Raw genomic sequence first — 12,160 nt, forward strand, 5'->3', positions numbered from 1 at the left:
GGGCCCGGGAGGGGCCCGGGCCCATGGGTGACGGCCGGCGGTCGCTCCTGCGCTGACCGGCCTCATCGGGGACGCCGCCCGGGAGATCGGCGCCGGCGTGCCGGTCCGGACGACCCGGCCGCAGCCCGCGACCGTCCCGCGACCGTCCCGCGGCCGCGTCGTCGGCGACGTCCGCGGCGGCTCTACAGGCCCAGGACGGCGCGCGTGGCCGCCCGGCACCGCCCGGGATGCGTCAGCAGGTCCGTGCAGTCGCCGAACTGGTCGATCGAGCCCACCGGCGGCAGCGCCCGCACCCGCTCGTCGGTGATCGCGCCGGTCAGGGCGTCGGCGAACCGGCCTGCGTCGAGGACCTGGAAGGGCCGCCGGTGGTAGCTGCGCAGCCCCGTCTCCAGCGCCGGGCCCGCCCCCACCCGGTTGTGCAGGGCCGCGGCCCGCCGGTACGCCTGCCCCAGGTGCTCCTCCCGGGTGTGCCAGTCCCCGGCGCCCACCGCCGCCGACAGCGCGTCACCGAGCTCGGCCGTGCCCGGCAGGCGGGCGAACGCGCTGCCCAGCCACTTGGCGTACGGCGGGTAGCGGCGGCGCATCAGCAGTACCAGCCGCATCACGTCGCGCGCCAGCTCCGCCGTCGCCATCGCCGAGCCCAGGTCGTCGCCGACCTCCCCGCACCGGCCCGGGAACGCCTCCCGCTGGGCCAGGCGCCGCCACTGCCCGGCCAGCACGTAGCGCTCCAGGTCGGGCGGGTACCAGCGCAACGCCTCCCGGGCGGGGCCCAGCGCGTCCAGCCCGTCGTGGAAGACCTCTCCGCAGGTCACCTCGGCCAGCCGCTGCCAGGGGGTCGACAGCCAGTCCAGCGTGTCCACCCCGCGCAGCGGGTCGAAGCCCAGCCGGTCGGCGAACCAGGCGGCCGGATCGCTCACCTGCACGCCGTGGCCGGCGCCGATGGCGGTGGGGTAGCCGCCGAAACTGCCCGGCAGCGCCGCCTCCACCGCCTCACGGACCTGCGTGGCCAGGTGCGGGGCGGTGAACAGCACCACGCGCGGCCCCCAGTCGTGGTCGGTGGAGCGTCCGGTGTCGAACGCCAGCACCTCCGACCCGGCGCCGATCAACGCCGCACTGTGCGGCACGCCGGCCACGACCGGCCGCACCACCTCGCTGTAGAAGGCCCGCGAAAGCTCCAGACCAGGGATGAAACTGGACATCATTTCGTCCACTCTGCCTGCCGGGCCCCGGCCTCGCATCCGGTTTTCCCCCGGGCCCCCTCGCCGCGCCCGTCACCGGTTCCGCCGCACCCCCCGGGGGGGCGCGGTCCGGGGCCGCCGGACCGCACCCCCCCGGGGACGGGGTGCGCGGCCAGCCGCCCCAGCCGCCCCAGCCGCCGTCCAGGGCCGCGGCGGCCACCGGGCGGGCCCGCAGGCCCAGGCGCTCGTACAGGGCGAGGGCCCGGTCGTTGTCGGTGTCGACCATCAGCGCCACCCGGCCGTACCGGGCCGCCAGTTCCTCCAGGGCGAACCGGCACACCCGCTCCCCGTACCCGCGGCCCCGGAGGGCGGGCGCGGTGGCCACCCCGGCCACGAACCCGGCGCCCGGGCAGGACCAGGCGTCGGCGGCGACGGCCACCAGGGCGCCGCCGGCCGCGCGCACCCCGGCCCAGCGGCGCACGCCCGCGACCCCCGGCACGGCCCACGCCGACGGGGACGCCTCGGCCAGCAGCGCCGTGACCTCCTCATCGGCGCCGTGCAGCCATCCGGCCTCCCCCGCCGGATCGGCGCCGCCGCCCGCGTGGGCGGCCGCACCGGCCCGGTGGGGGCCGGCGGGGGCGACGCGGCGGGTGTCCATCCACTCGAACGACGCCGGCACCCGCGCCGCGGGGAGGCGGGCGGTGACCTGCTCGACGAGTGCCCGCTCGCCCAGCAGCCGGTAGGAGGGTCCCACCTCGCCCAGCAGTTCCCGCACCAGGGCGGCCACCTGCGCGGGCTCGCCGCGCACCGTCAGCCGGTCACGCCGGTTGAGATCCGGGCAGGCCACCGCGACCGCCTCCCCCAGCGCCCACGCCCGCACCCCGGCGCGCATGCCCTGCGCCCCCCACACCACCAGCGCGTCGTCACCGCAGGCGGCCGCCACCTCCGCGGCGGCGCGCAGCGCCACGGGCCGGCCCCGCACCGGGCTCAGAGGATCGCGCCGGGGGTGTAGGCGGCGGCGTCCGGGTGGCGGGCGGTGATCTCACCGACGCGCGCCACGACCGCCTCCACCTGCGCCGCCGCGGCGCCGGTGAACGACACCCGCTCGGCCAGCAGCTCCCGCAGCTGCGCCTCCCCCAGCGGGAAACGCTCATCGGCCGCCAGCCGCGCCAGCAGTTCGTTGCCGGCGCCGCGCTCGCGCATCGCCAGCGCCGACGCCACCGCGTGCTCCTTGATCACCTCGTGGGCGCTCTCCCGGCCCACCCCCGCGCGCACCGCGGCCATCAGCATCTTCGTCGTCGCCAGGAACGGCAGGTAGCGGTCCAGCTCGGCGGCGACGACCGCGGGGAAGGCCCCGAACTCCTCCAGCACCGTCAGCATCGTCTCCACCAGTCCGTCGAAGGCGAAGAACGCGTCCGGCAGCGCCACCCGCCGCACCACCGAGCACGACACGTCGCCCTCGTTCCACTGGTCACCGGCCAGTTCCCCGGCCATCGACGCGTACCCGCGCAGCACCACCGTCAGCCCGTTGACCCGCTCGCACGACCGGGTGTTCATCTTGTGCGGCATCGCCGACGACCCGACCTGCCCCTCGGCGAACCCCTCGGTGACCAGCTCGTGCCCGGCCATCAGCCGGATCGTCTTGGCCAGCGACGACGGGGCGGCCGCCAGCTGCACCAGCGCCGTGACCACCTCGTAGTCCAGCGACCGCGGATACACCTGCCCCACGCTGGTGAAGCGGTGCGCGAAACCCAGGTGCGCCGCGACGTGCCCTTCCAGTTCCGCCAGCTTCGCCGCGTCCCCGCCCAGCAGGTCCAGCATGTCCTGGGCCGTGCCGACCGGGCCCTTGATGCCGCGCAGCGGGTAGCGGGCGATGAGCTCCTCCAGCCGGGCGAACGCCACCAGCAGCTCGTCGGCCGCGGAGGCGAACCGCTTGCCCAGCGTGGTCGACTGCGCGGCCACGTTGTGCGAGCGCCCGGCCATCACCAGGCCCGAGTGCTCGGCCGCCAGCCGGGCCAGCCGGGCCAGCAGCGCCACGCACCGGTCGCGGACCAGCAGCAGGCTGTCGCGGATCTGCAGCTGCTCGACGTTCTCGGTCAGGTCCCGCGAGGTCATGCCCTTGTGCACGTGCTCGTGCCCGGCCAGTGCGTTGAACTCCTCGATGCGGGCCTTGACGTCGTGCCGGGTGACGCGCTCGCGCTCGGCGATCGACTCCAGGTCGACCTGTTCGACGACCTTCTCGTAGTCGGCCACCGCGCTCTCCGGGACCTCCACCCCCAGCCGGGCCTGGGCGGTCAGCACCGCCAGCCACAGGCGCCGCTCGGCCGCCACCTTGTACTCGGGAGACCACAGGCGCGCCAGCTCCGGCGAGGCGTAGCGGGCGGCAAGGACATTGGGGATACGCGGCTTGGCAGTCACGTTGCGTCAGTATATTCCGCGCCGGCCGGCACTCCGGGAAGCCCCCCGCGTAATCCCCCGCGAGGCGCCCACGCGGTGAGCGTGCCGGGCGCGCCGGGGGGCCGGGGGCCGCCCGCGCGGCGGGAGCGCGGCCGTGAGCCTCGCGGCCGTCCCCGCCCTTTCCCCGTCCGGTCCTGCCCGTCCCCATCCGTCCCGGTCCTCGCCTTCCGGCACCGCGACCGGGCAGCGGTGCGGCGAACCCGCACAACATTCATAAACGACACTAAAATTTTTTAGTATGGTCGGTGTGTACCAGACGCCCACGCGAAGGTGGTCCCCATGTCACTGCGGATGGCCCTGCTGACGCTCATCTCCGTGGAGCCACGCAGCGGTTACGACATCAGCCGGGAGTTCGACGACGTCCTGAAATTCGTGTGGCACGCCAAGCCCACCCAGGTCTACCCCGAGCTGAAACGACTGGCGGCCGAAGGCCTCCTCCGCCAGCGGGGAGAGGGACCACGCGGCCGGCGCCCCTACCAGATCACCGAGGAAGGACTGCGCACGCTACGCGAGTGGCTGACGACCACCTCCGCCGACCACTCCCAGCGCAACGAGACGATCCTGCGCTCGTTCGCGCTGTGGCTCCTCCCCCCGGAGGACGCCCAGGCCTTCCTCCGGGAGGAAATGGAATACCACCGGGTGCGGCTGCGCGGCATGCGAGCCCTGAAAAAAGCACTCGACCTGCGCCGGCCCGCCGACCGCGCCGCGCTGCTCGGCCTCGAAGCCGGCATCCGGCGCCTGGAGGCGATGACCTCCTGGGCGGAATGGGCGATCGACACCGTGGCGACCTGGCCGCACGACGCCGACGACCCCACCCGCTGAGACACCCCCTTCCCCCCGACCGAGAAAGCAGAAACACCCCGCGCATGAACACCGGCACCACGCAACAGAGCATCACCCTGCACGACGGCCGCCGGATGGGTTACGCCGTCTTCGGCGACCCGGCCGGGCGGCCATGCCTGCTCACCCATGGCTACTCCGCCTCCCGCTGGCTGGCCGGATGGGTTTTCCCCGCCGCGTCGCTGCACCGTCGCGGCGTGCGCCTCATCGCCGTCGACCGGCCCGGCTACGGCCTGTCGACCCCTCATCCGGGAGCCGGATTCACCACCTGGGCACACGACGCCTCAGAGCTTCTCGACCACCTCGGTCTCGACCGCGTCGCCGTCCTCGGCGTGTCCATGGGAGCCGGGCCCGCCCTGGCGCTCGCCGCCACCCGGCCCGACCTCGTCACCACGACGACGATCCTGAGCGGCATGCCCCCGGTCGAACCCGGGGAACGGTGGGCCCCCGACAGCCGCGCGGACGCCCTCTACTGGCGGCTGGCCCGCCACGCCCCCCGGCTGCTGCGGCAACTGTGCTCGCTCTCCGCCCGCATGACGGCCACCGCCGCCCGCGGCGACACCGGCGCGCTCATCGGCCGGGTCCAACGCGGCCTGCCCCCCGCGGACCTGCAGATCTTCCGCGAACTGCTCACCGACGCCGACACGCGGGCCGCCTTCGCCGCGGATCTCCGCGAAAGCTGCCGGCAGGGCGGAGCGGCCATGGCCGAAGACCTCCGGCAGTACCTGCGGCCCTGGGGTTTCGATCCCGCCGGCATCCACGGCCCCGTCCACCTGTGGCACGGCCTCGACGACCCCAAGGTCCCGGTCACGCTGGCCCGCCGGCTGGCCGACCGGCTCCCCGCCGTGACCCCCACGTTCGTACCCGGCGGGCACTTCGCCCCCTTCGCCCATCGCGACACCATCATCGGCCGGATCGCAGCCGACTGAGGAGAGGCCGTAGGGACTGCGAAAACAACGGTGACCGACGTGTCATCATCCCGCGCGCCGGCCGACAGCCGTCCGGGAAGGCCACCTGCGCCCACGGGCAGCCTGCAGAAGCCGCCTGACCGTACCCGCTGTCACGGGGAAGAGCGTCCGGCGGCCGACATGAGCGGGGCGCCGAAGGGCGCCGTCTTGCGCGGCGGGGCGTGCCGGCCGGCCGCGTCGCGCGTCAGCCGAGGGTGGCGGTGTCGATGACGAACCGGTAGCGGACGTCGGAGGCCAGGACACGTTCGTAGGCCTCGTTGATCCGGTCCGCCGAGATCAGCTCGATGTCGGCGCCGATGCCGTGCGCGGCGCAGAAGTCGAGCATCTCCTGCGTCTCGGCGATGCCGCCGATCATCGACCCGGCGTAGGAGCGGCGAGCACCGATGAGGGAGAACACATTCAGGCTCAACGGCTCGGCGGGGGCGCCGACGTTGACCAGGGTGCCGTCGACGGCGAGCAGACCGAGGTAGGCATCGACGTCGATACGGGCGCTGACCGTGTTGACGATCAGATCGAACCGGCCGGCGAGCCGCTCGAACGTGTCGGGGTCGCCGGTGGCGTGGTAGTGGGCGGCCCCCAACCGCAGACCGTCCTCCTGCTTCTTCAGCGACTGCGAGAGCACGGTGACCTCGGCGCCCATGGCGTGGGCGATCTTGACGGCCAGGTGGCCCAGCCCGCCGAGGCCGACGACGGCGACCTTCTTGCCCGGGCCGGCGCCCCGGCGGCGCAACGGCGAGTAGGTGGTGATGCCGGCGCACAGCAGCGGCGCCGCGGCCGCCAGGTCGAGCCCCTCGGGCACCGACAGCACGAAACCGGCGTCGACGACGACGTGTGTGCTGTAGCCGCCCTGGGTGATGGTGCCGTCCCGGTCCACGCCTCCGTAGGTGGGCACCATCCCGTCCAGGCAGTACTGCTCGTCGCCGCGGCGGCAGTTGGTGCACCGGCCGCAGGAGTTGACCATGCAGCCGACGCCGACGCGGTCACCGACCCGGTGCCGGGTGACGGCGGCGCCGACCTCGGCGACAATGCCGACGATCTCGTGGCCCGGGACCAACGGGTAGGGCTGGGGCCCCCAGTCGCCGTTGACGGTGTGGATGTCGGAATGGCAGATGCCGGCGTACCTGACCTCGATGAGCACGTCGCCGGGGCCGACGTCACGCCGTTCGACGATCGTGGGGGCCAGCGGCTCGGCGGCGGCCGGTGCGGCATAGGCATGCACACGCATGAAGATCGCTCCTTTGGTCGGGGCCCGCTCCCCCAACCCCCGCAGGGGCCGGGCGAGGCGGCCACCGTCCATTGAAAGCGCCGGTCAGGGCGGGAAGAAGGCACTGCTGAAGGGTGTACTGGCAGGGCACCCCTGACAGATGCGGGGCCGCCTAGCCTGGGAAGAGTGGACCACCGTAGCCAAGTCCGTGAGTTTCTGACCTCCCGCCGGGCCAGGATCAGCCCGCAGCAGGCCGGGCTGCCCTCCCACGGCACCCGCCGGGTGCCCGGCCTGCGCCGCGCCGAGGTCGCCCAGCTGGCCGGCGTCAGCGTGGAGTACTACTCCCGCCTGGAACGCGGCGACCTGTCCGGGGTCTCCGACCAGGTCCTGGACGCCCTGGCCCGCGCGCTGCGGCTCAACGACGAAGAACGCACCCACCTGGAGGACCTGGCCCGCGCCGCCGGGCCCGGCCCGCGCCGCCGGCGCCGCACCGCCCCCGCCCAGGTGCGGTCCACGGTGCAGCGGCTGCTGGACGCCATGACCGACGCCCCCGCGTTCGTCATGAACGGCCGCGGCGACGTCCTGGCCACCAACACCCTCGGCCGCGCGCTGTACGCCCCCATGATCGACGCGGCCCGCGGCGCCGTCCCCAACCACGCCCGGTTCATCTTCCTCGACGCCCGCTCCCGCCTGTTCTGGGGCGACTGGGACCGCGCCGCCGACGACACCGTCGCCCTCCTGCAGGCCCAGGCCGGCCGGGACCCCTACGACAAGGACCTCATCGACCTGGTCGGGGAGCTGTCCACCCGCAGCCGGGACTTCCGCGCCCGCTGGGCCCGCCACGACGTCCGCCAGCACCACATCGGCGCCAAGCCCTTCCGCCACCCCGTCGTCGGCGATCTGCATCTCACCTACGAGTCCTTGGACCTGTCCGCCGACGGCCTCGTCCTGGTCGCCTACGGCACCGAACCCGGCAGCGACTCCGAAGACAGACTCCGCCTGCTCGCCAGCTGGGCCACCACGCTCGACACCGCACCCGGCCACGACGACCGCCGCCAGCCCCGGCACCACGAGCAGCCGCCCACCGCACCGAGGACGACGAGCAAGCCGGGCGGCGTTTCATGAGCGACCGCCTATGAAACATCGCCCCCGGCCGGAATCGAACCGGTACCACCATCGACTTCCTGGCGCCTTCCGGCGTATTCCGGCCGCCCCCGAACAGCAGATGGCGGACGCACGGAACGCCGGCGCGCGCACGCCTCAGCTCTCGTAGAACGCCACGGTTGCGTACTGGTAGCGGGTCGAGCCGTTCTCGTCCCCGTTGTGCGTGCGGCCGGTCATGACCTGGTTGTAACCGGCCTGGGAGGCGTGTTTGCTCTCCTTGTACCAGCTGCTCCAGACCGGGTTGATCAATCGCACCGGCTGGCCCCGCCAGGTCAGCGTGGCGGTTTCGTACTTCGTGAGACCGTTCTCGTCGCCGGTGTGCCACCGGCCGACGAGCGCCTGGTCCGGTGGGGCGACGAAGTCGGACTTGCTCTCCTTCAGGCCTTGGGAGGGGGTCCACACGTTCGCAGTGTGCACCTGGACCTGCTCGTCGTTGATGAAGATCCAGCCGCAGTGGTAGGTGGTGTAGCCGTTCTCGTCGCCACGGTGCGAGCGGCTGAGGAGCACCTGGTTTGTCGGGCAGACGGCCAGGCCCACCATCTCCCGCACAACGGTGGTGTAGTCGTACTGGATCCTGATCGTCACCGCCGCCGCCGAGGCGGGCGGGGACATGGTCACGGAGGCCGTGACGGCGGCGACCACCATCGCGGCGGACAGGGCCTTCCTGGGCGTCTTCATCTCCTGCGATTCCTTTCCGACGTCGTGCCGTTGCGTCCGCAGAGGCGACCACGGGGATGAAGATCACATCGTGACCCCGGCCGCGGGTGAAGGCCACCGCCGTGAGAGATGGCCCCGTCACGGCTTCGACCCGGACGCGCTCGTCCCCCGTACCTCTGTTTCCGGCTCGGCAGGAACTGTGGTCCACGCCGTTAGGAGATGACTTGCGGGATTGTTAGGAAGTGACTTGCAGGATTCAGGGCCCTTCGCCCGGGCCGGTGTCGCCAGGGGAGAAGCAGCCCCGGAAAAGGCCGGGTCGCCGTGCGTACCGGACTGCGTGGCGAACCTGCTGTTCCTGCTCGCCGCCCGCAGCGGGGACCTCGCCGCCGCGGTGATCACCGCCCTCTACCCGGCCGGCGCGATCCTGCTCGCCCGCGGCGTGCCCGCCGAACGCAACGGACCCCGCTCATGCCCGCCGTCGTGAGCCCCCTTCCCGGCGTGTCGCGGCGTCGGCGTAGCGGCGGGCCAGATACGCGAAGGCGTCCTTGAGCTCGGCCGGGCCGACGACCTCGATGTCGGCGTCGAACCCGCCGATGGTGGCGGCCAGGCCAGGCCACGACCACGAGCCCAGGACAAGCCGGCAGCGATCCGGGCCGAGTTCCTCGACGACTCCGTCACGGGCGTAACGGGACACGACGGCGGCGGGCAGATCGAGGATCACCTCACCGCGGCAGGGCCAGTCACCGGAGCCACCGGAACCCCGGAACCTGCCGACCACGAAGGCGGCCACCTCACCCCCGGGCAACTCGCGCGGGGTGAAACGGGGCCCCGTGGGGACGCGCGGAATGATCCGATCGGCACGGAAGGTACGCCAGTCCTCACGGTCGAGGTCCCAGGCGACGAGGTACCAGCGCCCACCCCAGGTGACGAGGTGGTGAGGCTGCACCCGGCGCGGAGCAGACCCGGCACGGCCGTCGCCGACGGCTCCCGGCGGGGATACGGGCGTGTAGTCGAAGCGCAGCACCTCACGGGCGTGCACGGCGGCGCTGAGCGCCATCAGCACACCGCTGCCGACCCGCGGACCCGGCCGCATCGCGGGCCGCTCGACGGCGGTGACCTGGAAGGTGTCGATCCGGCGGCGCAGCCGGGCGGGCATGACCTGCCGCACGGTGTTCAGCGCGCGCGCCGCGGCCTCCTCGATGCCGGCACCCGTGGTGGCGGCGATCTGGAGTGCGACGGCCAGCGCGACGGCCTGCTCGTCGTCGAACAGCAGCGGGGGCAGTTCCGTGCCCGCGTCGAGCCGGTACCCCCCGTCGGGGCCCTTGGTGGCCGATATCGGATAGCCGAGCTCGCGCAGGCGGTCGACATCGCGGCGCACGGTGCGCGGGCTGACCGCCAGCCGCTCGGCCAGCAGCGCCCCCGGCCAGTCCCGGCGCGCCTGAAGCAGCGAGAGCAACGACAGCAGTCGCGCTGAGGTCTTCGGCATGACGCCAATATTGCCCTGAGAAGCGGACACACCCTGACCGCTTCCCCTGCGACCGTGGTCTCGTGCCGGACAACGACAACACCCCGAAGGGCCCGAACACCGTGACCACCACGACCGCGTCCCCCTCCACTCCCGACGCCGAGCAGGCCGAGCGGGCCGACCTGCTCGCCGCGCTCGCGACCGCGCGATCGGCCCTGACCACCACCGTGCGCGGGCTCGACGACGAGCAGGCCGGTGAGCACCCGACGGTCAGCGCGCTGTGCCTGGGCGGGCTGATCAAGCACGTCGCGTCCATGGAGGAGAACTGGATGCGCTTCGTGGTCGAGGGCCCGCCGGCGATGCGTTACGACCTGCCCGACGGTGTCACCTGGGCCGACCTCGCGGCCGGCACCGCACGTCAGGTCCCGCAGTGGGCGATCGACCACCAGAACGACTTCCGGATGCTGCCCGGCGAGACGCTGGCCGGGATCGTCGCCCGCTACGAGCAGGTCGCCGCCCGCAGCGAGGAGATCATCGCCTCCGTCCCCGACCTGTCGGCGACGCACCCGCTGCCGGAAGCGCCCTGGCACGAGCCGGGAGCAACACACAGCGTGCGCCGGGTGCTGATGCACGTCATCGCCGAGACCGCCCAGCACGCCGGACACGCCGACATCCTGCGCGAGACGCTCGACGGCCGGAAATCAACCTGACCGGTGACGGATCCCGGCCGGGTCGGGCCACCGCCCCGACCCGGCGCCACGCGCCGGACGCGGTGAACCAGGACCGGGCGGCGGCTGCCCGCCGCCCGGTCCCGACCTCAAGGTGTGCACGAAACCGAAGGGAACACTTGTCACGATGAGGACGCGCGACCCGGGGCGGACCGGTATCCGGGTCAGCCCCCACCGCCCGGGCACCGGCTCACGGCACCGGATCATCACCGGGGCCGGACACTCGCCGCGGCGCCCGCAGACCCACCACATCACCCCGTGCCGGATCCACCACCCCGGCCCGCGGACCGGCACCGAGGAGACGCCCCCCGCCCGCCGCACGCCGCCCGCCACCGAGCACGCGGCGCCGCGCAGGCGACCGGCCGGCGAGCACGCCGCGGCATGCCCCCGATGACCGTTCTCGACACCCGGGCGCTCAACCGCGCGACACTCGCCCGGCAACTGCTGCTCGATCACGCCGACGTACCGGTCCTCGACGCCGTCGCGCACCTGTGCGGCCTGCAAGCGCAGGAACCACAGGAACCGTTCGCCGGGCTCTGGTCACGGGTGCGCGCCTTCGACCCGGCGGAGCTGGACGACCTGCTCACCGGGCGGAGCGTGGTGCGGACCCACCTCATGCGCCGCACCGTCCACCTCCTCACCGCCGACGACGCCCTGGCCTGGCGGGCCCGCCACGACACCATGCTGCGCCAACGGGCACTCGGCAACCACCGCCGCGAACTCGGCGGGATAGACCTCGACGAGCTCGCCACGGCGGCCCGGGCGGTAATGGCCGACGACGAGCCCCGCTCGATGACCGAGCTCGCACGGGCGCTCGCCGAACGCTGGCCGGCGCCGGCACCGCGGGCACTGGGCGAGATGGTGATCGCCGCCCTCGTCCCGATGGCGCAGCTGCCACCGCGCGGGCTCTGGCGCGCAAAGGCGGGAGTGCGCAACGTCCTGCTCTCGTCCTGGCTGGGCCGCGAGATCGACCCTCCGTCCCCGGACGGCTCCGATCCCGTGGGCCAGGCGCTGGTACGGCGCTACCTGGCCGCGTTCGGCCCCGCCGCCGTGGCCGACCTGCGCGCCTGGTGCGGCCTCGCCGGACTGCCGGCCGCGGCCGCCGCGATACGCGAGGAACTGGTCACCTTCCGCGACGAACACGGCCGCGAACTGCTCGACCTGCCCGGCGCACCGCGCCCCGACCCCGGCACACCCGCCCCGGTGCGGTTCCTGCCGGCGTTCGACAACGCGATCCTCGGCTACCACGACCGCAGCCGGATCATCGACGACGCCCACCGCGGCCTGTCCGTCACCGGCGCGCGCGTCGTCCTGGTCGACGGCCGGGCCGCCGCCACCTGGACCGTCGACGCGGGCACCGTGATCGTCGCCCCGCTGCGCGGCCTCACCCGGGCCGAGCACACCGCCGTCACCGAGGAGGGCCAGAGCCTGGCGTCGTTCCTGTCCGACAACGACAGCGACCGCGTACGGATCGCCGCCCCTCCCCGCTGAACGACACA

General features: G+C 73.7%; 13 protein-coding genes. 7 read left to right on the plus strand and 6 right to left on the minus strand.

Annotated features, from left to right (window positions below; genetic code table 11):
* Positions 1-182 precede the first annotated feature (182 nt).
* From ABD841_RS21920 to purB, 3 genes are read right to left on the minus strand one after another with little or no spacing between them, the layout of a single operon-like run.
* Positions 183-1,106: a DUF4037 domain-containing protein gene (locus ABD841_RS21920; RefSeq protein WP_344974763.1), complete on the minus strand. Its 924-nt coding sequence runs from the start codon at positions 1,104-1,106 to the stop codon at positions 183-185.
* Positions 991-2,160 (minus strand): GNAT family N-acetyltransferase, encoded by a 1,170-nt coding sequence (locus ABD841_RS21925; protein WP_344974766.1) that lies wholly within the window; start codon positions 2,158-2,160, stop codon positions 991-993. The genes ABD841_RS21920 and ABD841_RS21925 overlap by 116 nt, the downstream gene beginning before the upstream one ends.
* Before the next feature lie 5 nt (positions 2,161-2,165).
* The gene (gene purB / locus ABD841_RS21930; RefSeq protein WP_344974768.1) at positions 2,166-3,596 is read right to left on the minus strand and encodes an adenylosuccinate lyase; all 1,431 of its coding nucleotides are present in this window, start codon (positions 3,594-3,596) and stop codon (positions 2,166-2,168) included.
* Positions 3,597-3,914: 318 nt separating this feature from the next.
* Here purB and ABD841_RS21935 point away from each other — a divergent pair, with 318 nt between their 5' ends.
* Together ABD841_RS21935 and ABD841_RS21940 are read left to right on the plus strand one after the other, a co-directional pair.
* Positions 3,915-4,457: a PadR family transcriptional regulator gene (locus ABD841_RS21935; protein WP_344974771.1), complete on the plus strand. Its 543-nt coding sequence runs from the start codon at positions 3,915-3,917 to the stop codon at positions 4,455-4,457.
* A 44-nt stretch (positions 4,458-4,501) separates the two neighbouring features.
* A complete protein-coding gene (locus ABD841_RS21940) occupies positions 4,502-5,404 on the plus strand; it encodes an alpha/beta fold hydrolase (protein WP_344974773.1) in 903 nt (300 codons plus the stop codon).
* A gap of 223 nt (positions 5,405-5,627) precedes the next feature.
* Here ABD841_RS21940 and ABD841_RS21945 read toward each other — a convergent pair whose 3' ends face one another.
* Complete coding sequence (locus ABD841_RS21945; RefSeq protein ID WP_344974775.1) at positions 5,628-6,668, minus strand: NAD(P)-dependent alcohol dehydrogenase; 1,041 nt, start codon at positions 6,666-6,668, stop codon at positions 5,628-5,630.
* Positions 6,669-6,833: 165 nt separating this feature from the next.
* Between ABD841_RS21945 and ABD841_RS21950 the strand changes: the two genes are divergently transcribed.
* Positions 6,834-7,772, plus strand: coding sequence for a helix-turn-helix domain-containing protein (locus ABD841_RS21950; RefSeq protein ID WP_344974778.1), 939 nt, complete (start codon positions 6,834-6,836; stop codon positions 7,770-7,772).
* 135 nt (positions 7,773-7,907) lie between these two features.
* On the opposite strand, the gene ABD841_RS21955 is transcribed toward ABD841_RS21950, so the two are convergent.
* The gene (locus ABD841_RS21955) at positions 7,908-8,489 is read right to left on the minus strand and encodes a hypothetical protein (RefSeq protein ID WP_344974780.1); all 582 of its coding nucleotides are present in this window, start codon (positions 8,487-8,489) and stop codon (positions 7,908-7,910) included.
* Positions 8,490-8,715: 226 nt separating this feature from the next.
* Between ABD841_RS21955 and ABD841_RS21960 the strand changes: the two genes are divergently transcribed.
* Entirely contained in the window at positions 8,716-8,952 is a 237-nt protein-coding gene (locus ABD841_RS21960) for a hypothetical protein (RefSeq protein WP_344974782.1), read from the plus strand.
* Here the strand turns inward: ABD841_RS21960 and ABD841_RS21965 are convergent.
* Positions 8,935-9,954 carry a helix-turn-helix transcriptional regulator gene (locus ABD841_RS21965; protein ID WP_344974785.1) on the minus strand — a complete coding sequence of 340 codons (1,020 nt, stop codon included), beginning with the start codon at positions 9,952-9,954 and terminating at the stop codon, positions 8,935-8,937. The genes ABD841_RS21960 and ABD841_RS21965 overlap by 18 nt on opposite strands.
* Before the next feature lie 62 nt (positions 9,955-10,016).
* On the opposite strand from ABD841_RS21965, the gene ABD841_RS21970 reads away from it, so the two are divergent.
* The 3 genes from ABD841_RS21970 to ABD841_RS21980 all read left to right on the plus strand — a co-directional run bounded on the left by ABD841_RS21970 (position 10,017) and on the right by ABD841_RS21980 (position 12,152).
* On the plus strand, positions 10,017-10,643 hold the full coding sequence (locus ABD841_RS21970; RefSeq protein WP_344974788.1) for a DinB family protein: 627 nt from the start codon (positions 10,017-10,019) through the stop codon (positions 10,641-10,643).
* A 145-nt stretch (positions 10,644-10,788) separates the two neighbouring features.
* Complete coding sequence (locus tag ABD841_RS21975; RefSeq protein ID WP_344974791.1) at positions 10,789-11,055, plus strand: hypothetical protein; 267 nt, start codon at positions 10,789-10,791, stop codon at positions 11,053-11,055.
* Positions 11,052-12,152, plus strand: a complete 1,101-nt coding sequence (locus tag ABD841_RS21980) for a winged helix DNA-binding domain-containing protein (RefSeq protein WP_344974793.1) — start codon at positions 11,052-11,054, stop codon at positions 12,150-12,152. The genes ABD841_RS21975 and ABD841_RS21980 overlap by 4 nt, the downstream gene beginning before the upstream one ends.
* Positions 12,153-12,160 lie beyond the last annotated feature (8 nt).

Source organism: Streptosporangium fragile, from assembly GCF_039534445.1.
GTDB classification, from domain to species: domain Bacteria; phylum Actinomycetota; class Actinomycetes; order Streptosporangiales; family Streptosporangiaceae; genus Streptosporangium; species Streptosporangium fragile.

Coding starts and splice junctions, on each gene's coding strand:
- ABD841_RS21945 (WP_344974775.1), bottom strand. CDS start 6,668: ATGCGTGTGCATGCCTATGCCGCACCGGCCGCCGCCGAGCCGCTGGCC.
- ABD841_RS21955 (WP_344974780.1), bottom strand. CDS start 8,489: ATGAAGACGCCCAGGAAGGCCCTGTCCGCCGCGATGGTGGTCGCCGCC.
- ABD841_RS21980 (WP_344974793.1), top strand. CDS start 11,052: ATGACCGTTCTCGACACCCGGGCGCTCAACCGCGCGACACTCGCCCGG.
- ABD841_RS21965 (WP_344974785.1), bottom strand. CDS start 9,954: ATGCCGAAGACCTCAGCGCGACTGCTGTCGTTGCTCTCGCTGCTTCAG.
- ABD841_RS21935 (WP_344974771.1), top strand. CDS start 3,915: ATGTCACTGCGGATGGCCCTGCTGACGCTCATCTCCGTGGAGCCACGC.
- ABD841_RS21940 (WP_344974773.1), top strand. CDS start 4,502: ATGAACACCGGCACCACGCAACAGAGCATCACCCTGCACGACGGCCGC.
- ABD841_RS21975 (WP_344974791.1), top strand. CDS start 10,789: ATGAGGACGCGCGACCCGGGGCGGACCGGTATCCGGGTCAGCCCCCAC.